The sequence below is a fragment of the Xanthomonas sp. LMG 12461 genome, assembly GCF_009192935.1.
GTDB lineage: Bacteria > Pseudomonadota > Gammaproteobacteria > Xanthomonadales > Xanthomonadaceae > Xanthomonas_A > Xanthomonas_A sontii.
The window spans coordinates 61,728-84,410 of sequence record NZ_NQYT01000008.1 but is presented as its reverse complement, the minus strand read 5'-3'; the positions used below and the strand labels follow the sequence as shown (position 1 = coordinate 84,410).

Below are 22,683 nucleotides of genomic sequence, written 5' to 3'. Positions count from 1 at the left end.
TTGCCTCGGCGGTGACCGCCTTCGCGGGCCTGAATCCGTGCCTGCAGGAGTCGGGCGAGCGCAAAGGCCACGTCTGCATCTCGCGCACCGGCTCGCCCCGCTTGCGCGCAGGCCTGTTCATGCCGGCCCTGGTGGCCATGACCCACAACCCGATCATCCGGGCGCTGAAACAGCGGCTGAGCGAACGTGGCAAAACCGGCAAGCAGATCGTGTGCGCCGCCATGCGCAAGCTCCTGCACCTGGCCTACGGCGTTCTCAAATCGGGCACGGCGTTCGATCCGAAAAGGGGCCTTGCCTGCTAGGGGGTGAGACGGTATCTACAAAATGTCTGGTTTGCCTGCCCGCCGATGTTGCTGGACGAGCGCGGCGCACCTCCGTCGCGGACGCTGAGACCGCCAGCCACTATGCTGGTGCATTGTCTGAGCGGACCAGAAGCAGATGGCGAAAGCGAAAACGGCCTATGTCTGCGGCGAGTGCGGCGCCGAATACAACAAGTGGCAGGGCCAGTGCACCGAATGCGGTGCCTGGAACGCGCTGAGCGAGATCGTGCTGGAGAGCGCGGCCACGGCCAAGGCGCCGGCCGCGGCGCGGCGCAGCGGCTGGGCCGGCAAGGCCGAGACGCCGAAGATCACCGCGCTCAAGGACGTGGAGCACCGCGACCAGGCGCGCGTGTCCACCGGCATCGGCGAGTTCGACCGGGTGCTGGGCGGCGGCCTGGTCGAGGGCGCGGTGGTGCTGATCGGCGGCGACCCCGGCATCGGCAAGTCGACCCTGCTGCTGCAGGCGCTGGCGAAGATGGCCGGCACGCTGCCGGTGCTGTATGTGACCGGCGAGGAATCGTTGGGCCAGGTCGCCGGGCGCGCGGTGCGCCTGGACCTGCCGCTGGACGGCCTCAACGCGCTGGCCGAGACCGGCATCGAGCACATCCTGCAGCACGCCAGCGCGGCGCGGCCCAAGCTGATCGTCGCCGACTCGGTGCAGACCCTGTGGACCGAGGCGCTGACCGCCGCGCCGGGTTCGGTCAGCCAGGTGCGCGAGAGCGCGGCGCGCCTGGTGCGCTACGCCAAGGAGACCGGCACCGCGGTGTTCCTGGTCGGCCACGTCACCAAGGAGGGCGGCATCGCCGGCCCGCGCGTGCTCGAGCACATGGTCGATGCGGTGCTGTACTTCGAGGGCGAGAGCGGCAGCCGCTTCCGCCTGCTGCGCGCGTTCAAGAACCGCTTCGGCGCGGTCAACGAACTGGGCGTCTTCGCGATGGGCGAGAAGGGGCTGAAGGAAGTCTCGAACCCGTCGGCGATCTTCCTGTCCGGCGGCAGCGCGCACCAGCCCGGCAGTTGCGTGATGGTCACCCGCGAGGGCACGCGGCCGCTGATGGTGGAAGTGCAGGCCCTGGTCGATGCCTCGCCGCTGTCCAATCCGCGGCGCGTGGCGGTGGGCCTGGAACAGAACCGGCTGGCGATGCTGCTGGCGGTGCTGCACCGCCATGGCGGCATCGTGGTCGGCGACCAGGACGTGTTCGTCAACGTGGTCGGCGGCATCCGCGTGCAGGAGACCGCGGCCGACCTGCCGGTGCTGCTGGCGGTGCTGTCGTCGCTGCGCGATCGGCCGTTGGCGGAAAAGACCATCGCCTTCGGCGAGGTCGGCCTGTCCGGCGAGATCCGCCCGGTGCCCAATGGCGAGGACCGGCTGCGCGAGGCCGCCACGCACGGCTTCAAGCGCGCCATCGTGCCCAAGGCCAATGCGCCCAAGACCGGTACGGTCAAGGGCATGGAGGTGATCGCGGTGGAGCGCCTGGCGCAGGCGCTGGAAGCGGCGAGCGAATAGGCTGCGGCGTCGGCGGGCAGCGGCGCGTCGTCCCCGTGTACTGCGTCGCTTCGAATCGCGATGCGGTGGTGTGCGCGCGAGTGCGGCCCACGTAGACGCGTGGCCGCATCGCGCGGCCTGGTGTGGAGATTTCCGATCCGTATCGTCAGCGACAATGCATCCGCTCGCTGCACGTCGATGCGCGCGACCGGCCGCAGGTCGCAGCCGGCGCCTCTAAGGCGAACGGCGCGCGTCGCCACGCGTGCCGTTGCCGTTGCGGTGCCGCAGGCGCGATGGCGCCCGCGATTGCGTCAATCCTTGCGGTACACCACGCCGAGCTTGTCGATCTCGTCGCCGTCGCGGCCGGTGAAGCCGGCGATGTGCCAGCCGCTGGGCGCGGTGAGCGTGTAGGTCTCGGCGGTCGGCGTGCCGGCGCTGAGGCTGCGGCCCTGGTTGGTGCGCAGGCTCAGCGAGAACAGCCGGGTGTGGCCGTTGTACTGGCCCACGCTCAGCGTGGCCGAGGTCAGCCGCTCGTTGGCTCCCAGGCGCAGCGTGACCGGGTCGCCGCCGCTGCCGCCGTGGGCCAGGGTGCTGCCGTTGTCCAGGCCCAGCGCGATGCCGTCCAGGCGCGAGGCGCCGCGCAGGGTCACGCTGGCGATGGTGCGCTGCTCGGCGCCCTTGGCGATGTCGTTGAACGGGGTGCCGTGCGGGCCGCCGAACTGGTCGCTGGTGCGCACGGTGGTGCCGACCGCCCAGCCGAACTGCGCGGCCAGCGGGTAGTGGTCGGACAGCGGCTTGCCGTCGCTGTCGTAGAAGTTGCCGTCGTCGAGCTTGTAGCGGTTGGCGACCAGGGTCAGCTGCGGCGCGTCGCGGTACAGGATCTTGTCCACCACTTCGCAGTCGTTGGTCGGCGGGGTGCCGCACAGCAGCGGCGCGGCGCCGGCGGCCGGGGCGCTGCCCTTGACCAGTTCCACCCACGTATCGGTCAGGCCGTTGGCGGAAATCAACGCGCGGATGTTGTCGTCGGCGCGGGTGTAGCGCGTGTTGGAGTCCATCATCACCAGCACCGCGTTGCCGGCCGACCAGGTCTGGATGAACTGCGAGAGCTGGCTGATGTTGGCGCGCCGCGCGGCCAGGTCGGCGCTCTCGGTGCCGGCGTTGGGGTGCGCGTTGTACACGTCCAGCAGCACGCCGTCGTCCAGGCGCACGCGCATGTAGCTGAAGCCCTTGGGGGTGAGGCAGTCGGTGCCGTTGCACTTGTCCCACTTGATGCGGGTGAAGTCGTCGAAGCGGTAGTTGCTCAGCGTGTTGAGGCCGTCGCCGATCGCCGCGCCGCCGCTGGTGGGCGTGCGGTAGGGGTGCTTGTCGCCCGCGTACAAGGTGGCGTGATAGTTGAAGTCTTCCTGCACGTTGATCAGGCCGTAGGGCGCCAGCTTCGGTGCGATCTGGGCGGTGTTGGCGGCCGGGTTGCTGCTGGAGATGCCCTGCGGCAGGCCGGCGACGTTGTAGGTGAGCACGTCGAGCACGCCGACGTCCGATTGCGCGTGGACCACGCCGGCGCAGGCCAGGCTCAATCCGATGCCGTAGCTCACGAGGGTGCGTAGATGCTGGATCATGAATCGCCTCTTGCGGGTTGGGAGGAACAGCGGGTGGCGCGAGCGCCAGGGGCGGTGCCGGAAGGCACCGATGCCGCCGCGCGACCGGCCGGGGCCGGCGCACGTGGCGTCATGGGGTCAGGAACTGCGGATCGAGCGCGGCCTCGACTGCGGCGGCGAAGGCGGGCAGCGGGCAGTCGTAGGCGGCGTCGGCGCGGCTGCACTGCGGGATGAACACGGGCGACTCCAGCGGCGGCGCCTGCACCGTCAGCGCGCGGCGTTCGCGCAGTTGCGCCAGGCTCTGCGCGGTGTAGCGCAGGCGGATCACGCGTTCGCCGTCGGCGCGGCGCCAGCGCTCGAACACCAGCGCGCCGCCGGGCACGGTCTGGTCGGGCTGGTAGCCGGGCAGTTGCCAGTGCAGGTCGAGCATGCCGGCCAGCAGGGTCAGGGTGCCGTCGTGGCCGGACAGCACCACCAGCCGCGCCGCGCCGCCGATCGGTTCGGCCCGCGTGGCCTGGCCGCTGCCGTCCAGCAGCGTCGCCAGCAGCCGCGCGGCCAGCGGCGAGGCGGCCATGCGCGCCACCGCCGGCGCGCGCAGGCGCAGCGTGAACTCGGCCTGGTGCGGGGCGAAGACGCGCAGCAGGCTGGCCTCGTCGACGCCGCGCCAGCCCAGCGCGGCGAAGTCCTGGCCGTCGGCCCAGGCCATCAGCAGGCTTTCGCTGAGGCCGGAAGCAGTCGAGGCCGGGCCTTCGATGCCGGGGATCGCGTCGTCGGCATCGCCCAACCGCGCCGGCACCGCATCCAGGCGCAGCTTGCCGCTGCCGACGTCGGCCGGGCAGGGCCGTTGCGCGCACTGCAGCAGCAGTTGCTGCAGGCTGTCGATGGCATCCGCCTGGGCCGCGTTCCAGGCCTGCGCATCGCCGCCGATGCGGCCGGCGATGGCCGCGCGCATCTGCGCCACCGCGGCGGGAGTGCGCAGGGCGGGCGCGCCGTCGAACAGCGGATCGGAGGCATCGTCGGCGACGCTGTGCACCGGATTGGCGCAGCCCGGGGTCAGCGTGCTGGCCAGCGCCTGCGCCGAGGCGAGGGTGCGTTGGGTGCGGTTGGCCCAGTAGTACGCGGCCGCGCAGCCGTCGCCGGCGAACAGCCCCAGCGGCGCATAGCGGGCGCGGTAGTAGGCGCCGAACAAGCGTTCCAGCGCCGCGCCGTTCGCGGTGAGATACCCGGCGGGCACCGCGAAGCGCGGCCAGGGGCGCGCCGAGTAACGCTCCAGTTGCTCCGCGCTGGACATCGCCGCGCGCACGCCGTGGCGCTTGAGGATGACGACTTTTTCCAGCGTGTCCGTCGCGGCCGCTTGCGCACGTGCGGCGGTGCAGGCCAGTGGCGCGAAGGCGAACAGGACGAGGGTGGCGAGGCGCGGCAGCGATGGCATCGGCAAGCTCCAGGCAGAGGCGGTACGCCGCGCGGCGGTGGACGGCGCACGGTGCGGTGGCCGGCGCCCGCGGCGATGCAGGCCGCGGGGCGGGCTGACTGCCGCGCGTGGGCGGCAGCGCGGCGGATCAGAAACGTGCGCGCAAGCCCACCGACCAGGTGCGGCCGTAGTCGGTGTAGCCGCCGAACAGGCGGTCGCCGACGTATTGGCGCTGCACGGCGCCGGTGAGATTGATCGCGTTGACGAACACCGACAGGGTGTCGTTGACCTTCCAGGCCACGTTCGCGTCGAGGCTGCCGAACTTGTCGCTGTTGAGCGTGGCGACGTTGGCAGTGCCGACCGCGTTGACGATGTCGTCGCTCCAGCCATAGCTCACCCGCGCCATCAGCGGTCCCTTCTCGTAGAACAGCACCGCGTTGTAGGTGTTCTTGGCCACGCCTTCGAGGCTGTCGGTGAAGGTGCGGCTGCCGTCGCGATAGGTGGCCTCGCTGTCGGTCCAGGTGTAGTTGAGCTGCATGCCCAGCCCGTCCAGCGGCGCCGGCAGGCCGGCGAAGACCTGCTGGTAGGCCACTTCCACGCCCTTGACGCTGGCCTGGCTGCCGTTGGTCTTGGACGAGAGCAGGTAGGTCTGGCCCTGGTACTGCAGGTTCGACATCTGGGTCTGGATGAAGCGCGAGATGTCCTTGTAGAACACGCCGCCGGTCAGCGCCGAGGTGCCGTCGATGTACCACTCGAAGGTCAGGTCGTACTGCCAGGCCTCGAACGGGCGTAGCGACGGATTGCCGCCGCTGGCGGTGAGGATCTCGCCGCTGGAATTGAAGGTGAGCTTGGACGACAGGTCGGTGAGGTCGGGGCGGGTGATGACCTTGGCCGCGGAACTGCGCAGCACCATGTCCTCGCGCACGTCCCAGGCGGCGTTGAACGAGGGCAGTGCGTTGCTGTAACTGCGTTCGAAGTGCACCGGTTGCGCGCTGCCGTTGACGTCGGCATGGCCGTCGGTGGTCTGCTCGGTGCGCACCAGGCGCACGCCGAGGTTGCCGCGCAGCGCGCGGCCGGCCAGGTCGCCGCCGAAGTCGGCCATCGCATAGGCCGAGCCGATCTTCTCCTTCACCTCGTAGGAGTTCTGCAGGTCGGCGCTGTTCGGCGTGTTGACCAGGTCCGCGGCGGTCGGCCAGGTGCCGAAGAAGCGCGATTCGATCGGCGCCAGCCACTGCCGGGGCAGGTTGCCGTTGGCGTCGGTCAGCATGTCGTCCACCGGCAGCGCGGTGAAGTTGCCAGCCGGGAAGCGCACCCCGGCGATGCTGGTCAGCAGCAGGTCGGCGCGATCGTAGGTGCGCGAGCGCTGCCGGTACTTGGCGCCGAACTTGAGCTCGCGAAAGAAGCCGTCGCCGAGCGCGCGCTTGGCGTCGAACTGCAGCGCGTCCTCCTTGTCGCGCGCATCGATCTCGCGCCACTCCAGGCGGCGCCCGGCCACGCTGGCCGGGTTGGTTGGGTCGAAGCCGTTGGTGAAGCGCCAGTCGGGCACGTCGTCGCCATCGGCCTGCGGCATGTCCACGCGCATCGACAGGGTGGTGCCGCTGCGCAGGCGCGTGCGCCGGATCGGATCGGAGTCGTAGCTGTGCGCCTGCGAGTGGAACGCCACCGCGCCCAGCGTCCACGCATCGCCGCTCCAGGTGCTGGACAGGCGCGCGCTGCGGTTGTCGTCGGTGATCCCGGAGGTCTCGCGCGAGATCTGCACCTGGCCGTTGCGGTAGTCGAAGCCGGCGACGCCGCCATGCGCCACGCGCAGGTTGCTGAGCTTGGCCAGGCTGTCGAAGCCCACGCCCAGGCTGTATTCGTCGTAGTGCACGGTCTGCTTGGCGTAGAGCAGGTCCAGGTTGGTTTCCCAGGCCGCGCTCGGCTTCCACTGCAGCGAGGCGGCGATGCCGGTGCGTTCGCGCTGCTCCAGTTCCAGCGTCGGGCGCAGGCCGGTGGGGACGTAGTTGGCGCCGGGCACGCCCGGCACGCCGTTGCGGTAGTAGTCCCAGCTCACTTCGTTGACCCGGTCCTGGCGCAGGCTGCGCTGCGCGTAGGCGCCGGACAGCAGCAGGCCGAAGGTGCCGTCGGCGTTGACCCAGTTGAACAGGCCGGACACGCGCGGGTCGTTGGCGTGGGTGCGCTGCGCCTGGCTCGACTCCAGCGACACGTTGGTGAGCGTTTTCCCCAGTTCCAGCGGGCGGAACGTGCGCACGTTGACGATGCCGCCGATCGCGCCTTCGTCCAGGTCGGCGGTGGGGCTCTTGATCACTTCCAGGCCGGCGACCAGTTCCGCCGGCAGGGTGTCGTAGCGGAACTGGCGGCCGGTCTGGCCGGAGGTGCGCACGTTCTCGTTGACCGCCATGGTCTGGCCGTTGAGCGTGGTCACCTGGAAGTTGGGCCCCAGGCCGCGCACGCGCACGTACACGCCTTCGCCGCGGTCGCGCACGATCGACACGCCGGGCACGCGCTGCAGCGCTTCGGCCACGTTCTGCGCCGGCAGCTTGCCGATGTCCTCGGCGGCGATCACGTCGACCACGCTGTCGGCGTAACGCTTCTCGCGCAGCGCGGCGCTGAGGCTGCCGGCGTAGCTGCCGAGCACCTGGATGCTGTCCAGTTGCTTGACCGGCGCATCCGCCGACGCCACCGGTGCCGGCGTCGGTGCGGCCGCCATCGCCGCCGGTGCAGTGGCGGCTGTTTCCGCCGGCGCGCTCGCTGCCTCGATCGTCACCGTGGTCGGGGTGAGGAAACGGTAGCGCAGGCCGGTGCCGTCGAGCAGTTGCTGCAGCGCCTGTTCTGGCGCCGCGCCAGCGCGGCTGCCATGGGTCTGCGGGTTGCCGGTGCTGCCGGCGGCATAGACGAACTGCAGGCCGGTCTGCCGCGACAGCGCATTGAGCGCGCGCGCCAGCGGCTGCGCGGGAATCGCCTCGACCGCGATGGGCGCGGTCTGCGCGCCGGCGACGCCGGCGTGCAGGGCGAGGGCGATGGAAAGGAACAGGGTGCGGCGCATCGTCGGGTCCTGTGAGAGCGGGGGTGGTGTGGTGCGCGCGGCATCGCCCATGGGCGTTTGCTTGCGCTGTCCCCGGACTACGAGGCGCGACGACGAAGATCGGGCACCGTTTTTCGATGAATTTTCTGTGACACGTGCGTGGGGGTGCTGGCTTCGCGTGCGCGCACGGATGCGTGCGTGCACGATGCATGTGACGCGCTGATGGCGTGCCGGCCGTCTGGTTTGAAGGATGCGTGCGTCGCGCAGTGCGCGCGACGCAGTTGCCGCGCTACTGCAGGCGCGCCTGTGTCGGCGTGCGGCTGCGCACGTGGATGCCGTCGGCGCTGGTGCGCACCTGCAATGTCGGTTGCGCATCCAGGAAGGCGCGCAACGCGGCGACGTCGTCGCCACGCAGGTTGCCGGTCAGTCGCATCGCCCCGGCGTCGGCGTCGTCGATCAGCAGACGGGTGCGGTTGAGCCGGTTGAAATCCTCGGCGACATTGGCCAGCGGTTCGTCGCGGAACACGATGCGGTGTTGCCACCACGCGTGCATCGCCGCGACGTCCTCGTTGCCCAGTTCGACCCGGCCATCGGCGGTGTCGATGCGCGCGCTCTGGCCGGCGCCGAGATCGGCCAGCATGGGTTGTTGCGGCCGATCCTGGCGCCACACCTGCACGCGCCCGGCCGAGACCTCGATGCGCGCCTGGTCGGGATGCAGGGCGATGTCGAAGGTGGTGCCGATATCTTCCACGCGCAGGCCTCCGGCCTGCACCTGCAGCGGGCGCCGGTCGGCGGCGACCACGAAACTGGCCTGGCCCTGCAGCAACTGCAGCTTTCGGCTCCAGGGGGTCAGCGTGGCGCGTACCTGGGTCTGCGCATTGAGCCGCACCGTGCTGCCGTCGGCCAGTTGCACGCTGCGTTGTTCGCCGAGCGCGGTGCGGTAGGTCTGGCTGCGCGGCCAGGCCCAGCCGACCAGCACCGCCACCGCGCACACCGCGGCGGCCGCGGCCAGACGCCAGCGCGGCGCGGCGTGGGCGCGCGCCGCACGCGTTGGCGCTGCCGCTGTCGCGCGCCGCGTCACGGGCAGGGCGATGACGTTGCCGCTCGCCGTGCCATCGGCGGTGTCGTCGCTGGCGAGCAAGGCGTCCACGTCCAGGTCCATGCCGCGCAGCGCCTCGCCGAGTTCGCCGGCCACGCGCTGCATGGCCAGATACTCGCGCAGATGCTGCGGCGAGGCGGTCAGCCAGTCCAACAACTGCTGTTCCTGTTTCGCGTCCAGCGGCTGCATGCGTTGCACCGCATGCCAGTGCGCGGCATCGGCGATGGCACTGCGCGAAGAGAACGTACTGTCGTTCACCAGCGGTCTCCGCTCTCGGCCAGCGCGCGGCGGCAGGCCGACAACCCGCGCACCACGTGCTTCTTGACCATGTGCGGCGACACGCCCATGCGTTCGGCGATCTGCTTGTAGCTCAGCCCGTCGCGGTACTGCATCACCAGCACCGCGCGGGTGCGCGCGGGCAGCGCGGCGAGCAGGGCCTGCAGGTGCTGCTGGCGCTGCCGCCGGTGTGCGCTGTCTTCCACGTCGTCTCCCGCCGCCAGCAATTGCGAGAACTGCTCCATCTCGTCGATGCGCAGCGGCGCCTGGCGGCGACGCGCGGCCTGTTCGCGCGCCAGGTTCTGCGCGACGGTGTACAGATAGGCTTCGGGATTGGCGATGGCCTCGCCCTGCTGCCGATGCGCGCGCAGCAGCCGCAGATAGGTTTCCTGCACCATGTCCTCGGCGTCTTCGCGTGCGCCACGGCGCACGAAGAAGCCGCGCAGCACCGGGCCGTGTTCCGCGAACATGCGCGCCCATGCGCGTTTGGGGTGAGCCGCCACCGAGCCTGCCTTGTCCCTGGGGTGCGGGGCAGGCTAGAAGCTGCAGATGACGGCGCGGTGACGTGGGCGCGGTGCGTGTGGAAGAAGGCGGCGTTCGCCGCTTCCTGTGGGAGTCGACTGTCATGCAGCCGCGACGCGCGACGTGGTGTGCGTTCCGATGGCGTAATGCGTCGGGACTGAAGTCCCTCCCACAGTGCACCTGGCGGGCTCGCCGCAAGCCCCTGTGGGAGCGGCTTCAGCCGCGATGAGGCGTTGCCGGTGGCGCGTGTCGCGGCTGAAGCCGCTCCGACGAAATCGCGGTGGATGCATCTCGCCGCGACCGCTAGTGCGAATCGCGCGCCACCGCGTCGCCGCTGCCGCCGACCAGGAAGTCCAGGTCGGCGCCCAGGTGCGCCTGCTGCACGTGCTCCACGTAGAGCTTGCTCCAGCCGCGCGTGGGTGCCGGCGGCGGGGTCCATTCGCTGCGCCGGCGCAGCAGTTCCTCGTCGCTGACTTCCAGGTGCAGTGCGCGGCCGGGGACGTCGAGTTCGATGATGTCGCCGTCGCGCACCAGCGCCAGGGTGCCGCCGGCGGCGGCCTCCGGCGAGGCGTGCAGCACCACGGTGCCGTAGGCGGTGCCGCTCATGCGCGCATCGGAGATGCGCACCATGTCGGTGATGCCGGCGCGCAGCAGCTTCGGCGGCAACGGCATGTTGCCGACCTCGGCCATGCCCGGGTAGCCGCGCGGGCCGCAGTGCTTGAGCACCATGATGCAGTCGGCGTCGATGTCCAGCGCCTCGTCGTCGATGCGCGCCTTGAAGTCCTCGATGCTCTCGAACACCACCGCGCGCCCGCGGTGCCGCAACAGGTGCGGCGAGGCGGCCGACGGCTTGATCACCGCGCCGTCCGGCGCCAGGTTGCCGCGCAACACGGCGATGCCGGCCTCCGCGCGCACCGGCGCATCCAGTGGGTGGATCACCTCGCGGTTCCAGCACGGCGCCTGCGCCACGTTCTCGCCCAGGGTGCGGCCGTTGACGGTGCGCGCGTCCAGCGCCAGTTCGCTGCCGAGTTCGCGCATCACCGCCGGCAGCCCGCCGGCATAGTAGAAGTCTTCCATGAGGTACTGGCCGGACGGTTTGAGGTTCACCAGGCACGGCAGCCGCGAGCCGAGCCGGTCCCAGTCGTCCAACTGCAGCGGCACGCCCACACGGCCGGCCAGGGCGAGCAGGTGCAGCACCGCGTTGGTGGAGCCGCCGATCGCCGCATTGACCTTGATCGCGTTGGCGAAGGCGTCGGCAGTGAGGATCTGCGACATGCGCAGATCCTCTTCCACCATCTGCACGATGCGCCGCCCGCTGAGCCGCGCCAGCCGCGCGCGGCGCGCATCCATCGCCGGGATCGCCGCGTTCTCCGGCAGCGACATGCCCAGCGCCTCGACCATGCTGGCCATGGTCGAGGCGGTGCCCATGGTCATGCAGCTGCCCTTGGAGCGCTGCATGCAGGCCTCGGCCTCGACGAAGTCGTCCTGGCTCAGGGTGCCGGCGCGGACCATCTCCGACATCTCGATCACGCCGGTGCCCGAGCCCAGCGGCTGCCCGCGCCAGTTGCCCGACAGCGACGGCCCGCCGGACACGCCGATGGTCGGCAGGTCCACGCTGGCCGCGCCCATCAGCAAGGACGGGGTGGTCTTGTCGCAGCCCATCAGCAGCACCACGCCGTCCAGCGGATTGGCGCGGATCGATTCCTCCACGTCCATGCTGGCGAGGTTGCGGAACAGCATCGCGGTGGGGCGCATCTGCGTCTCGCCCAGCGACATCACCGGGAACTCCAGCGGGAACCCGCCGGCCTCGTAGACGCCGCGTTTGACGTGTTCGGCCAGTTCGCGCAGGTGGCCGTTGCACGGGGTCAGTTCCGACCAGGTGTTGCAGATGCCGATCACCGGACGGCCATCGAACATGTCGTGCGGATGGCCGGCGCTCTTGAGCCAGCTGCGGTAGTAGAAGCCCTGCTTGCCTTCGCGCCCGAACCACGCCTGGCTGCGGCGCGGCGGTTTGCTGGGTGAGCCCATGTCGGCGGATTCCTCGAGTCCAGGACGCCGGGATCCGCCTTGTGCGCAAGCCGCCCCCGGATGCTTTACGCCGGGGATGCTAGCGGGCATATTGATACGTGAAAAATAGCAAATATCTCCGAATGGATATTTGTTTTCATATATCGAAATCCTATCCACCTAGAGCGAAACGGCATGGACAACTCGGCAAGCGCAGCGCCTTCCTCCCTCGGCAACGCAACCTATGGCAGCCTGCACGGGCGCCGCGTCTTCATCACCGGCGGTGGCTCCGGCATCGGCGCCGCGCTGGTCGAGGCCTTCGCCGCGCAGGGCGCGCAGGTGGCTTTCGTCGACGTCGCGGCCGAGGCCAGCGCCGCGCTGGCCGAGCGGCTGGCCGCGGCCGGCCTGACCGCGCCGTGGTGGCGCCGCTGCGACGTCACCGACGTGGCCGCGCTGCAGGCGGCGATCGGCGAGGCGGCGACCGAGCTGGGCGACTTCCACGTGCTGCTCAACAACGTCGGCAGCGACGACCGCCACGCGCTCGACGCGGTGACCCCGGAGTACTGGGAGCGCTGCGTGTCGATCAACCAGCGTGCGGCGTTCTTCGCCATCCAGGCGGTGGTGCCGGGCATGCAGCGGCTGGGCGGCGGTTCCATCGTCAACCTCGGCTCCACCGGCTGGCAGAGCAAGACCGGCGGCTATCCGGTGTACGCCACCGCCAAGTCCTCGGTGAACGGCCTGACCCGCGGCCTGGCCCGCGACCTGGGCGCGGCGCGGATCCGCATCAACGTGCTGACCCCGGGCTGGGTGATGACCGAACGCCAGGTCACCCTGTGGCTGGACGAGGCCGGCGAGCGCGAACTGGCACGCAATCAGTGCCTGCCGGACAAGGTGATGCCGGAGGACATCGCGCGCATGGCGCTGTTCCTGGCCTCGGACGAGGCGCGCGCGATCACCGCGCAGGAGTTCGTGGTGGACGGCGGCTGGACCTGAGCGCGGTCGCGCGGCTGGGCGTCGCGGGGGCACCGGTTCGGGCAGGGCAACAGCGGAGGCGGTATCCGGCTTCGCTCGTCGGGGCTGAAGCCCCTCCCACAAACAGCCGGGCGCTGCTGCTGGGCGGCGCGTTGTGGGAGGGACTTCAGTCCCGACGCGATCAGCCGTCCGCAGGCAGCGACGGCGTGGCCGCCGTCACGGCGACACCGTAGACCGTGGCAGCCGACTGATGCAGCGCCTGCAGCACGATTCGCGCGCCGGGCGACAGCAGCCAGTCGCGGCGGGTGATCAGGCCGAAGGCGTCCATGCGGCAGGACAGCGCCACCGGCACGATCGCCACGCTGCCGTGGTCGGCGAAATGCCGGGCCACGTCCTCGGGCACCACCGCCAGCGCGTCGCCATGCCGCAGCAACTGCGGCAGGACCACCAGCGCCGAGGTCTCGATCACCCGCTTGGGCGCTTCCAGCCCGGCGTTCTGGAACATCAGTTCGAAGCGGTGGCGCAGCACGCTGCCGTCCGGTGGCACGATCCACGGTGCCTCGGCCAGCACCGCCAGCGTCGGCGCTGGCGCCGCCAGCAGCGGATGGCCGGGGCGGGCGATGGCGCAGACCTTTTCCTCGGCCAGCGCCTGGTAGTGCAGGTGGCGCTTGTCGTGCCGCGCGAACAGACGCGCCACCACGATGTCCAGTTTGTTCTGCGCCAGGTGCTCCAGCAGCACGTCGCTGCCGTCCACGCGCAGGCTCACCCGCAGCAGCGGATGCTGCGCGCCGACCTGGGCCAGCGCCGACGGCAGCAGGCTCATCGCCGGCCCGGCGATCGCGCCGACGGCCACGCTGCCGGCATAGCCGGCCTTCAGCGCCTCGATCTCGGCGCCGGCCTCGCCGAGGCTGGCCAGGGCGATGCGCGCGTGGCGGATCATCGCCTCGCCGTACCAGGTGGCGCGCATGCCGCGCGGCAGGCGCTCGAACAGCGGCACCGTCAGCATGTCCTCCAGGTCCTTGAGCAGCTTGGACGCCGCCGGCTGCGACATGTTCAAGGTCTCGGCGGCGCGGTGGATGTTGCCTTCCTCCTCGATCGCCAGCAGCAGCATCAATTGCCGGGTCTTCAGGCGGGCGCGGACGAACCAGGGCGGGGCGGCAGGCATGGCGCTCACAGAGATACGAATGTTCGTATACGTTAAGCCAAAACCGATATTTGTTGCATATAGGTCGTCCGGCCAGAATAGGTCGGGCGCATCGCGCCGCGCGTGTCCCGCGCCGCCCGCTGCGCGTCCGCATTCCGACAGGCGACCGATGCATGCGATTGATCCAGTTGCTCGATGACGCCGGCACGCCCGGCGTCGGTGTGGTGGAAGACGATGGCCGCCAGGTGCGGCTGCTGCGCGAGGTGGCGTCCACCTATGCGCTGGCCAACGCGGCGCTGGCCGCCGGCAACAGCCTGGAGGCGCAGGCGCAGCACCTGCGCGGCGAGCGCGTGCTCGACTACGCCGCGCTGCTGGCCGCCGGTCGCGTGCTGCCGCCGCTGACCCATCCGGACCCGGCGCATTGCCGCGTCACCGGCACCGGCCTGACCCACCTGGGCAGCGCCGCCACCCGCGATGCCATGCACCAGAACCTGCAGCAGCAGGCGGCGCAGGGCACGCTCACCGATTCGATGAAGATCTTCCAGCTCGGCGTGGACGGCGGCATCCCGCGCGATGGCCAGCCCGGCGCGCAGCCGGAATGGTTCTACAAGGGCGACGGCAGCAGCCTGGTCGCGCCGGGCGCGCCGCTGCCATCGCCGGACTTCGCCCTGGATGGCGGCGAGGAGCCGGAACTGGTCGGGCTGTACGTCATCGGCGCCGACGGCGTGCCGTACCGGCTCGGCTTCGCGCTGGGCAACGAATTCTCCGATCACGTCACCGAGCGCCAGAACTATCTGTACCTGGCCCATTCCAAGCTGCGCGCCTGCGCGGTCGGCCCGGAGCTGCGCTGCGGCGCGTTGCCGCGCGACCTGCGCGGCCATAGCCGCATCCGCCGCGGCGATGCGGTGATCTGGGAGAAGCCCTTCGTCACCGGCGAGGCCAACATGTGCCATTCGCTGGCCAATCTCGAATACCACCATTTCAAGTACGCCGCGCACCGCGTGCCCGGCGACGTGCACCTGCATTTCTTCGGTACCGCCACGCTGAGTTTTGCCGACGGCGTGCAGGCGCAGCCCGGCGACCGCTTCGAGATCGAACTGGCCGAGTTCGGCGCGGCGCTGGTCAATCCCTTGCAGCGCGTCGACAGCGGATTCGCCCTGGGCGGCGTGCGCGCGCTGTAGAACCGCACGGAGGTAGGCATGACCCGACGTTTCCAGAGCTACATCGACGGCCGCTGGGTGGCCGGCGACGCCCTCGCTCCCGACGAGAATCCGTCCGACCTGTCGGCACCGGTCGGCGAAGCGGGCAGCCTCGACGCGGCCACGGTGCGCGAGGCGATCGCCGCGGCCAACGCGGCGCAGTCGGCGTGGGCCGCGAGCACCCCGCAGCAGCGCGCCGACGCGCTGGACGCGGTCGGCAGCGAGATCGTGGCGCGCAAGCAGGAACTGGGCGCGCTGCTGGCCTCGGAAGAGGGCAAGACCTTACCGGAGAGCATCGGCGAGGCGGCGCGCGCCGGGCAGATCTTCAAGTTCTTCGCCGGTGAGGCGCTGCGCATTCCTGGCGAGACGCTGGCCTCCACCCGGCCCGGGGTCAACGTCGAGATCACCCGCGAGCCGGTCGGCACGGTCGGCATCATCGCGCCGTGGAATTTCCCGCTGGCGATCCCGGCGTGGAAGATCGCGCCGGCGCTGGCCTACGGCAACACGGTGGTGTTCAAGCCGGCGGAGATCGTGCCCGGCTGCGCCTGGGCGCTGGCCGAGATCCTCAGCCGCGCGGGCCTGCCCAATGGTGCGTTCAACCTGGTGCTCGGCAGCGGCAGCACGGTCGGTCAGGCGCTGGTCGCCGAGCGCGGCATCGATGCGCTGAGCTTCACCGGCTCGGTGCCGACCGGCAACCGTCTGCTCAAGCAGGCCGCCGAGCGCGGGCTGAAGATCCAGCTGGAGATGGGCGGCAAGAATCCGCTGGTGGTGCTGGCCGATGCCGACCTGGACCTGGCAGCGGAGATCGCGGTCAACGGCGCCTACTTCTCCACCGGCCAGCGCTGCACCGCGTCGAGCCGGCTGATCGTCGAACGCGCGGTGCACGACGACTTCGTCGCGCGCGTGCGCACGCGCCTGGCCGCGCTGAAGATCGGCCATGCGCTGGAGCCGGGTGTGGACATCGGCCCGGTCGCCAGCGCCAGCCAGTTCGAACAGGATCGCGACTACCTGCGCATCGCCCGCGAGGAAGGCGCCGAACTGCTCTACGGTGGCGAGGCGCTGGAGTGCGCGCACCGCGGCTACTACCTGCGCCCGGCGCTGGTGGCCGCGCAGCCGCAGCACCGCATCGCCCGCGAGGAGGTGTTCGGCCCGGTCGCCGCGGTGCTGGTGGCCGACGACTACGAGCACGCGCTGGCCTTGGCCAACGACACCGAGTTCGGCCTGTGTGCCGGCATCGCCACGCGCTCGCTGAAGCACGCCACGCATTTCAAGCGGCATGCGCAGGCGGGCATGGTGATGGTCAACCTGCCCACTGCCGGCGTCGACCCGCACGTGCCGTTCGGCGGACGCAAGGCCTCCAGCTACGGCCCGCGCGAGCAGGGCCGGTATGCGGTGGAGTTCTACACCACGGTCAAGACGGCTTACACATCCGCACCATGAACTGATCGAATCAGCGCACGCCGGCCTGGGAGGGTGGGCGGCGCGTCGCGGCCTCCGGGCCCGTCCGCCGCCAGCGTGCCATCAACGAGGAGGGGCTATGCAGAAGCACACGTCGGGAATGTGGGCGCTGGGAATCGCGGCGCTGCTGGGAATGGCGCTGGCCGCGTGTTCCGGCGGCGGCAAGGACGCCGGCAAGGCGCCCGGGCAACTCACCGTCGGTTTCAGCCAGGTCGGCGCCGAGAGCGAGTGGCGCACCGCCAACACCGCATCGATCAAGCAGGCCGTCGCCGATGCCGGCATGAAGTTGAAGTTCTCCGATGCGCAGCAGAAGCAGGAGAACCAGATCAAGGCGCTGCGCTCGTTCATCGCCCAGCGCGTGGACGTGATCGCGTTTTCGCCGGTGGTGGAGTCGGGCTGGGAGACGGTGCTGCGCGAGGCCAAGACCGCGAAGATCCCGGTGGTGCTGACCGACCGCGCGGTGAAGGTGTCCGACGACAGCCTGTACGTGACCCTGATCGGTTCGGATTTCGTCGAGGAAGGGCGCAAGGCGGCGCGCTGGCTGGTCGAGCGCTCGCCGCTGAAGGACGGCGACAAGCCGGTGCGCATCGTCGAACTGCAGGGCACCGTCGGCTCGGCGCCGGCGATCGATCGCATGAAGGGCTTCAAGGAGATCCTGGCGGCGCATCCGCGCTTCCAGATCGTGCGCTCGCAAAGCGGCGATTTCACCCGCGCCAAGGGTAAGGAAGTGATGGAGGCGTTCCTGAAGTCGGAGGGACGCAACATCGACGTGCTCTACGCGCATAACGACGACATGGCGATCGGCGCGATCCAGGCGATCGAGGAAGCCGGCCTGAAGCCGGGCAAGGACATCCTGGTGATCTCGGTGGACGGGGTGAAGGGCGCGTTCGAGGCGATGCAGGCCGGCAAGCTCAACGTCACCGTCGAATGCAATCCGCTGCTGGGCCCGCAACTGGTGCAGGCCATCCGCGACCTCAAGGCCGGCAAGCCGCTGCCCAAGCGCATCGTGGTGGAGGAGTCGGTGTACACCCAGGACCAGGCCGCGGCCGAACTGCCCAAGCGCAAGTACTGAGGCCGCGCGCATGCATCCGCTGGTGCTGGAGGCGCAGGGACTGAGCAAGGCCTATGCCGGCGTGGCCGCGCTGGAGGACGTGGCGCTGCGTTTGCGCGGCGGCGAGATCCACGCGTTGATGGGCCAGAACGGCGCCGGCAAGTCGACTCTGATCAAGCTGCTCACCGGCGTGACCGCCGCCGACGCCGGGCGCATCGTGCTGGATGGCGCGGTGGTCTCGCCGGCGTCGCCGCAGCAGGCGCAACGGCTCGGCATCAGCACCGTGTACCAGGAAGTGAACCTGTGCCCGAACCTGTCGGTGGCCGAGAACCTGTTCGCCGGCCGCTACCCGCTGCGCGGCTGGCTGCGGCGCATCGACTGGCGCCGGGTCGAGCGCGAGGCCGAGGCCGGCCTGCAGCGTTTGGGCATCGCCATCGACGTGCGCCGCGCGTTGGGCAGCTATCCGGTGGCGGTGCAGCAGATGGTGGCGATCGCGCGCGCGGTCGGGGTGTCGGCGCGGGTGCTGATCCTCGACGAACCCACCTCCAGCCTCGACGAAGGCGAGGTGGCCGAACTGTTCCGGGTGATGCGCGCGCTGCGCGATGGCGGCATGGCGATCCTGTTCGTCACCCACTTCCTGGACCAGGTGTACGCGATGGCCGACCGCATCAGCGTGCTGCGCAACGGCCGCCTGGTCGGCGAATACACGCCGGCGGAATTGCCGGCGCCGCAGCTGGTCGCGGCGATGGTCGGGCGCGCGCTCGACCCGGCCAGCGCCGCGGCCGCCGCGGTGCGCGTGGCCGCGCCCGAGGACGCTGCGCCGCTGCTGCAGGCGCAGGGCCTGGCCCGGCGCGGCCAGTTGCAGCCGGTCGACCTGCAACTGCGCCAAGGCCAAGTGCTGGGCCTGGCCGGCCTGCTCGGCGCCGGCCGCACCGAACTGGCGCGGTTGCTGTTCGGGCTGGACCGTGCCGATCGCGGCCGCGTGGCGATCGACGGCCGCGACGTGGCGCTGCGCGGCCCACCCGACGCGATCGCCCACGGCCTGGCGCTGTGCCCGGAAGAACGCAAGACCGAGGGTATCGTCGCCGAACTGTCGGTGCGCGAGAACATCGTGCTGGCCCTGCAGGCGCGCATGGGCCTGCGCCGGTTCCTGGCGCCGGCCGAGCAACTGCGCATCGCGCAGGGCTACGTGGACGTGCTGGGCATCAAGACCGCCAGCCTGGAGACGCCGGTGGGGCTGCTGTCCGGCGGCAACCAGCAGAAGGTGGTGCTGGCGCGCTGGCTGGCGACGCGGCCGCGGTTGCTGATCCTGGACGAACCCACCCGCGGCATCGACATCGCCGCCAAGCAGGAGATCATGACCCGGATCCTGGCCCTGGCCCGCGAGGGCATGGCGGTGCTGTTCATCTCCGCCGAGGTCGCCGAGATCGCGCGCATCGCCGACCGCATCGCGGTGCTGCGCGAACGCCGCCTGGTCGGCGAACTGCCCGGCGGTTGCGGCGAGCGGGCGATCTTCGAGCTGATCGCCGGGAGCGCGGCATGAGCGCCACCGCCACGCCCGACACCACCGCATCGCGCTGGTCGGCGCGGCTGCGCGCGCATCCGTTGTTCTGGCCGCTGGCGACGCTGGCGGTGCTGCTGCTCGGCAATGGCCTGTTCGACCCCGGCTTCCTGAGCCTGCAATGGCGCGACGGCCATCTCTACGGCAACCTGGTCGACATCGGCAACCGTGCCGCGCCGCTGGCGCTGGTGGCGATGGGCATGACCCTGGTGATCGCGGTGCGCGGCCTGGACATCTCGGTCGGCGCGGTGGTGGCGATCGCCGCGACGGTGGCGGCGTGGATGATCGGCGGCGGCGAGCACAGCCGCTTCCCGCTGTGGGCGGTGCTGCTGGCACCGCTGCTGGTGGCGGCGCTGTGCGGGCTGTGGAACGGGCTGCTGGTGGTCAAGGTCGGCATGCAGCCGATCATCGCCACGCTGATCCTGATGGTGGCCGGGCGCGGCATCGCGCAGCTGATCGGCGACGGGCAGATCCTGACCATCTACTACCCGCCTTATTTCTATCTCGGCAACGGCTTCCTGCTCGGCCTGCCGTTCGCCTTGTTCGTGGTCGCCGCGGTGTTCGCGGCCTTGCAACTGCTGCTGGGGCGCACCGCGCTGGGCCTGTTCGTGCGCGCCATCGGCCACAACCCGCGCGCGGCGCGGGTGGCCGGCGTGCGCGCGCGGCTGATCGCGGTGCTGCTGTACGTGTTCTGCGCGTTCAGCGCCGGCCTGGCCGGGTTGCTGATCAGCTCCAACGTCAAGAGCGCCGACGCCAACAACGCCGGGCAACTGATGGAACTGGACGCGATCCTCGCGGTCACGCTCGGCGGCACGCTGCTCGATGGTGGCCGCTTCAGCCTGGCCGGCAGCGTGATCGGCGCGTTGATCATCCAGACTCTGACCGCGACCATCTACGCCTTCGGCGTGCCGGCGCAGGTCACCATGCTGATCAAGGCGCTGCTGGTGTTCGCGGTGATGCTGCTGCAATCGCCGACCTTCCGCGCCCACCTGCGCGGCTGGATCCGGCGGCCGCCGCCGCAGGTGCGGCCATGAGCGCGGCGGCTCCACGCCCGGTTGGGTCCGGCCTGCGCAAGGCTGCGGGCGTGCTGCAGGGCGCCCGCCTGCCGCTGGCGATCACCGTGGCGCTTTTCGTGGCCATGCTCGCGGCCGGCGGCGTGCTCTACGACGGCTTCCTGGCGCCGCAGGTGCTGGCCAATCTGCTGATCGACAACGCCTTCCTGTGCATTGCCGCGGTGGGCATGAGCCTGGTGATCCTCAGCGGCGGCATCGATCTGTCGGTGGGCGCGGTGCTGGCGTTCACCACCGTGCTGTCGGCATCGCTGGTCGAGCGCCATGGCTGGTCGCCGCTGGCGGCGATCCCGCTGGTGCTGCTGCTCGGCAGCGTCTTCGGTGCGTTCATGGGCCTGCTGATCCAGCGCTACCGCCTGCAGCCGTTCGTGGTGACCCTGGCCGGCATGTTCCTGGCGCGCGGCGCCAGTTACCTGATCAGCGTCGATTCGATCCCGATCACCGACCCGCTGTACACCGCGATCGCGCAGGCGCGGCTGCCGCTGGGCGGCGACGCGTCGCTGTCGGTCGGTGCGTTGATCGCGCTGGCGATGGTGGCGCTGGGCATGTGGCTGACCCAGTGCACCCGCTTCGGCCGCTGCGTGTACGCGCTCGGCGGCAGCGAGGCCTCCGCGCGGCTGATGGGGCTGCCGGTGGAGGCGACGCAGGTGCGCGTCTACGCCTTCAGCGGTTTCTGCTCGGCGCTGGCCGGGGTGGTGTGCACGTTCTACATGCTGTCCGGTTACAGCCTGCATGCGCAGGGTCTGGAGCTGGACGCCATCGCCGCGGTGGTGATCGGCGGCACCTTGCTCGCCGGCGGCAGCGGCTACGTGATCGGCACCCTGTTCGGCGTGCTGATCCTGGGCGCGATCCAGACCCTGATCGTGTTCGACGGCACGCTCAGTTCGTGGTGGACGCGCATCGTGATCGGCGGCCTGTTGCTGCTGTTCTGCCTGCTGCAGCGGTTGCTGACCCGGCGCCTGCCGCAGGGTGCGGCGAGCGAGTGAGCGGCACGGCGGCGTAGAATTCGGCAACCGCAACCGGAGCGCCGACATGCTGACCATCTGGGGCCGCCACAATTCGAGCAACGTGCGCAAGGTACTGTGGTGCGCGGAGGAGATCGGCCTGGCCTACACCTCCATCGAGGTCGGCGGCGCGTTCGGCGGCAACGATCAGCCGGCCTATCGCGCGCTCAATCCCAATGGCCTGGTGCCGGCGATCGAGGACGATGGCCTGGCGCTGTGGGAATCCAATGCCATCGTCCGCTACCTGGCCGCGCGCTACGCCCCGGGCACGCTGTACCCGCAGGACCCGGTGCTGCGCGCGCACGGCGACAAGTGGATGGACTGGACCACCTCGCGCTTCGCCGGCGCCTTCCGCGATCTGTTCTGGGGTGTGTTGCGCACCGCGCCGGAACAGCGCGATGCAGCCAGGATCGCCGCCGCGCTGGAGCAATCGGCCGAGCTGTTGCACACCGCCGACGCCGCACTGTCGCAACAGCCCTGGCTGTCGGGCGAGCACTTCGCCATGGGCGACATCCCGCTGGGCAGCTTCGCCTATGCCTGGTTCGAGATGCCGATCGAACGCCCGGCACTGCCGCACCTGCACGCCTGGTACCAACGTCTGCAGCAGCGCCCGGCGTACCGCAAGGGCGTGATGACGGCGCTGACCTGAGTGCGGCGTTTCCGGCGGGGGACGGTGCCGTCGCGGCGGTGGCCATGCCCGTCAACCGCTCGCTCCCACCTGACGGCAAGGAGCCGCCACCCGTGATCGAACCTCCCAAGATCGTGCTCTGCATTCCCGGCCCATGGCCGGATCGCGCGGACCTGCTCGCGCGCATCGTCCAGGACAGCGGCGGCTACCTGTTCGCCGGGCACGTGCTGATGCACATGGACAGCGGCCAGGCATGCGAACTGCAGTACGAACCGCACGATGCGCGCATGGCCGGCGCGTTCGCCGCCGCCGGCCCGCACTGGCGCGGCTCGGCCGACATGGCCCGCATCGGGACGCACGCCTCGGTCGTCTACCTGATCGGTGCCGGCGGCTCGCGGGTGCGTGCGGAGACGATGATGCGCGCAGCCGCAGCGTTGCTGGACGCCGGCGGCCTGGGGGTGAAGGTGGAAAGCAGCGGCGTCGCCCACAGCCCCGCCGACTGGCGGCAACTGTGCGCGGACCTGTCGCTAGGCAGCGCCCACCGCGCCTATGTGTTGAACATCACCGGCGAGCAGGTCCACTCCTGCGGCATGCACCAGTTCGGCATGAAGGACGCGATCGTCGCGGCGCAGGCGGCATCCGACCCGGTCGCCCTGCTGCACACCTTCACCTGCTACCTGTTCAACGAAGCGCCCGACGTGCGCGCCGGCCATACCTTCTCGGTCGCGGCGGATGCGCCGCGCTACCGGATCCAGGCCGAAGCCAGCAGCCAGTTCCAGCCCGGCGACCTGTTCGCCAATCCCTATGGACTGTGGCGGCTGACGCCGCTCTGACGCCGCGTTGCTTCCTGCATCCGTG

The 22,683-nt window shown here is 70.6% G+C and carries 18 protein-coding genes; 11 read left to right on the top strand and 7 right to left on the bottom strand.

What is annotated here, in order from left to right:
- Nucleotides 1-302 (top strand): transposase (locus tag CEK68_RS02410; protein WP_152238429.1); only part of this gene is annotated, 302 nt, incomplete at its 5' end.
- A gap of 136 nt (nt 303-438) precedes the next feature.
- The gene (gene radA / locus CEK68_RS02405; protein WP_152238428.1) at nt 439-1,824 is read left to right on the top strand and encodes a DNA repair protein RadA; all 1,386 of its coding nucleotides are present in this window, start codon (nt 439-441) and stop codon (nt 1,822-1,824) included.
- Between the two features lie 290 nt (nt 1,825-2,114).
- On the opposite strand, the gene CEK68_RS02400 is transcribed toward radA, so the two are convergent.
- The 6 genes from CEK68_RS02400 to CEK68_RS02375 form a co-directional block, all read right to left on the bottom strand.
- A complete protein-coding gene (locus CEK68_RS02400; protein ID WP_152238427.1) occupies nt 2,115-3,419 on the bottom strand; it encodes a jacalin-like lectin in 1,305 nt (434 codons plus the stop codon).
- 109 nt (nt 3,420-3,528) lie between these two features.
- Complete coding sequence (locus tag CEK68_RS02395; protein WP_152238426.1) at nt 3,529-4,830, bottom strand: histidine-type phosphatase; 1,302 nt, start codon at nt 4,828-4,830, stop codon at nt 3,529-3,531.
- Nucleotides 4,831-4,957: 127 nt separating this feature from the next.
- Nucleotides 4,958-7,855 carry a TonB-dependent receptor gene (locus tag CEK68_RS02390; protein ID WP_152238425.1) on the bottom strand — a complete coding sequence of 966 codons (2,898 nt, stop codon included), beginning with the start codon at nt 7,853-7,855 and terminating at the stop codon, nt 4,958-4,960.
- 268 nt (nt 7,856-8,123) lie between these two features.
- Entirely contained in the window at nt 8,124-9,122 is a 999-nt protein-coding gene (locus tag CEK68_RS02385) for a FecR domain-containing protein (RefSeq protein ID WP_152238435.1), read from the bottom strand.
- Nucleotides 9,123-9,187: 65 nt separating this feature from the next.
- Nucleotides 9,188-9,712 (bottom strand): RNA polymerase sigma factor, encoded by a 525-nt coding sequence (locus tag CEK68_RS02380; RefSeq protein ID WP_193314080.1) that lies wholly within the window; start codon nt 9,710-9,712, stop codon nt 9,188-9,190.
- Between the two features lie 322 nt (nt 9,713-10,034).
- The gene (locus tag CEK68_RS02375; RefSeq protein WP_152238423.1) at nt 10,035-11,759 is read right to left on the bottom strand and encodes an IlvD/Edd family dehydratase; all 1,725 of its coding nucleotides are present in this window, start codon (nt 11,757-11,759) and stop codon (nt 10,035-10,037) included.
- A 174-nt stretch (nt 11,760-11,933) separates the two neighbouring features.
- Between CEK68_RS02375 and CEK68_RS02370 the strand changes: the two genes are divergently transcribed.
- A complete protein-coding gene (locus CEK68_RS02370; protein ID WP_150410456.1) occupies nt 11,934-12,731 on the top strand; it encodes an SDR family oxidoreductase in 798 nt (265 codons plus the stop codon).
- A 160-nt stretch (nt 12,732-12,891) separates the two neighbouring features.
- Here CEK68_RS02370 and CEK68_RS02365 read toward each other — a convergent pair whose 3' ends face one another.
- Nucleotides 12,892-13,875, bottom strand: coding sequence for a LysR substrate-binding domain-containing protein (locus CEK68_RS02365; RefSeq protein WP_152238422.1), 984 nt, complete (start codon nt 13,873-13,875; stop codon nt 12,892-12,894).
- A gap of 152 nt (nt 13,876-14,027) precedes the next feature.
- On the opposite strand from CEK68_RS02365, the gene araD1 reads away from it, so the two are divergent.
- From araD1 to CEK68_RS02325, 8 genes are all read left to right on the top strand, one after another.
- Complete coding sequence (gene araD1 / locus CEK68_RS02360; protein ID WP_152238421.1) at nt 14,028-15,035, top strand: AraD1 family protein; 1,008 nt, start codon at nt 14,028-14,030, stop codon at nt 15,033-15,035.
- An 18-nt stretch (nt 15,036-15,053) separates the two neighbouring features.
- Complete coding sequence (locus tag CEK68_RS02355; RefSeq protein WP_152238420.1) at nt 15,054-16,493, top strand: aldehyde dehydrogenase family protein; 1,440 nt, start codon at nt 15,054-15,056, stop codon at nt 16,491-16,493.
- A 97-nt stretch (nt 16,494-16,590) separates the two neighbouring features.
- Entirely contained in the window at nt 16,591-17,583 is a 993-nt protein-coding gene (locus CEK68_RS02350) for an ABC transporter substrate-binding protein (RefSeq protein WP_152238419.1), read from the top strand.
- A 10-nt stretch (nt 17,584-17,593) separates the two neighbouring features.
- Entirely contained in the window at nt 17,594-19,105 is a 1,512-nt protein-coding gene (locus CEK68_RS02345) for a sugar ABC transporter ATP-binding protein (RefSeq protein ID WP_152238418.1), read from the top strand.
- Nucleotides 19,102-20,157, top strand: coding sequence for an ABC transporter permease (locus tag CEK68_RS02340; protein WP_017913527.1), 1,056 nt, complete (start codon nt 19,102-19,104; stop codon nt 20,155-20,157). Before CEK68_RS02345 ends, CEK68_RS02340 begins: the two co-directional genes overlap by 4 nt.
- Nucleotides 20,154-21,179 (top strand): galactofuranose ABC transporter, permease protein YjfF, encoded by a 1,026-nt coding sequence (gene yjfF / locus CEK68_RS02335; protein WP_152238417.1) that lies wholly within the window; start codon nt 20,154-20,156, stop codon nt 21,177-21,179. The genes CEK68_RS02340 and yjfF overlap by 4 nt, the downstream gene beginning before the upstream one ends.
- Before the next feature lie 46 nt (nt 21,180-21,225).
- Nucleotides 21,226-21,846 (top strand): glutathione S-transferase, encoded by a 621-nt coding sequence (locus CEK68_RS02330; RefSeq protein WP_152238416.1) that lies wholly within the window; start codon nt 21,226-21,228, stop codon nt 21,844-21,846.
- 92 nt (nt 21,847-21,938) lie between these two features.
- Nucleotides 21,939-22,658 (top strand): DUF4261 domain-containing protein, encoded by a 720-nt coding sequence (locus CEK68_RS02325; RefSeq protein WP_226977738.1) that lies wholly within the window; start codon nt 21,939-21,941, stop codon nt 22,656-22,658.
- The last annotated feature ends 25 nt before the right edge of the window (nt 22,659-22,683 follow it).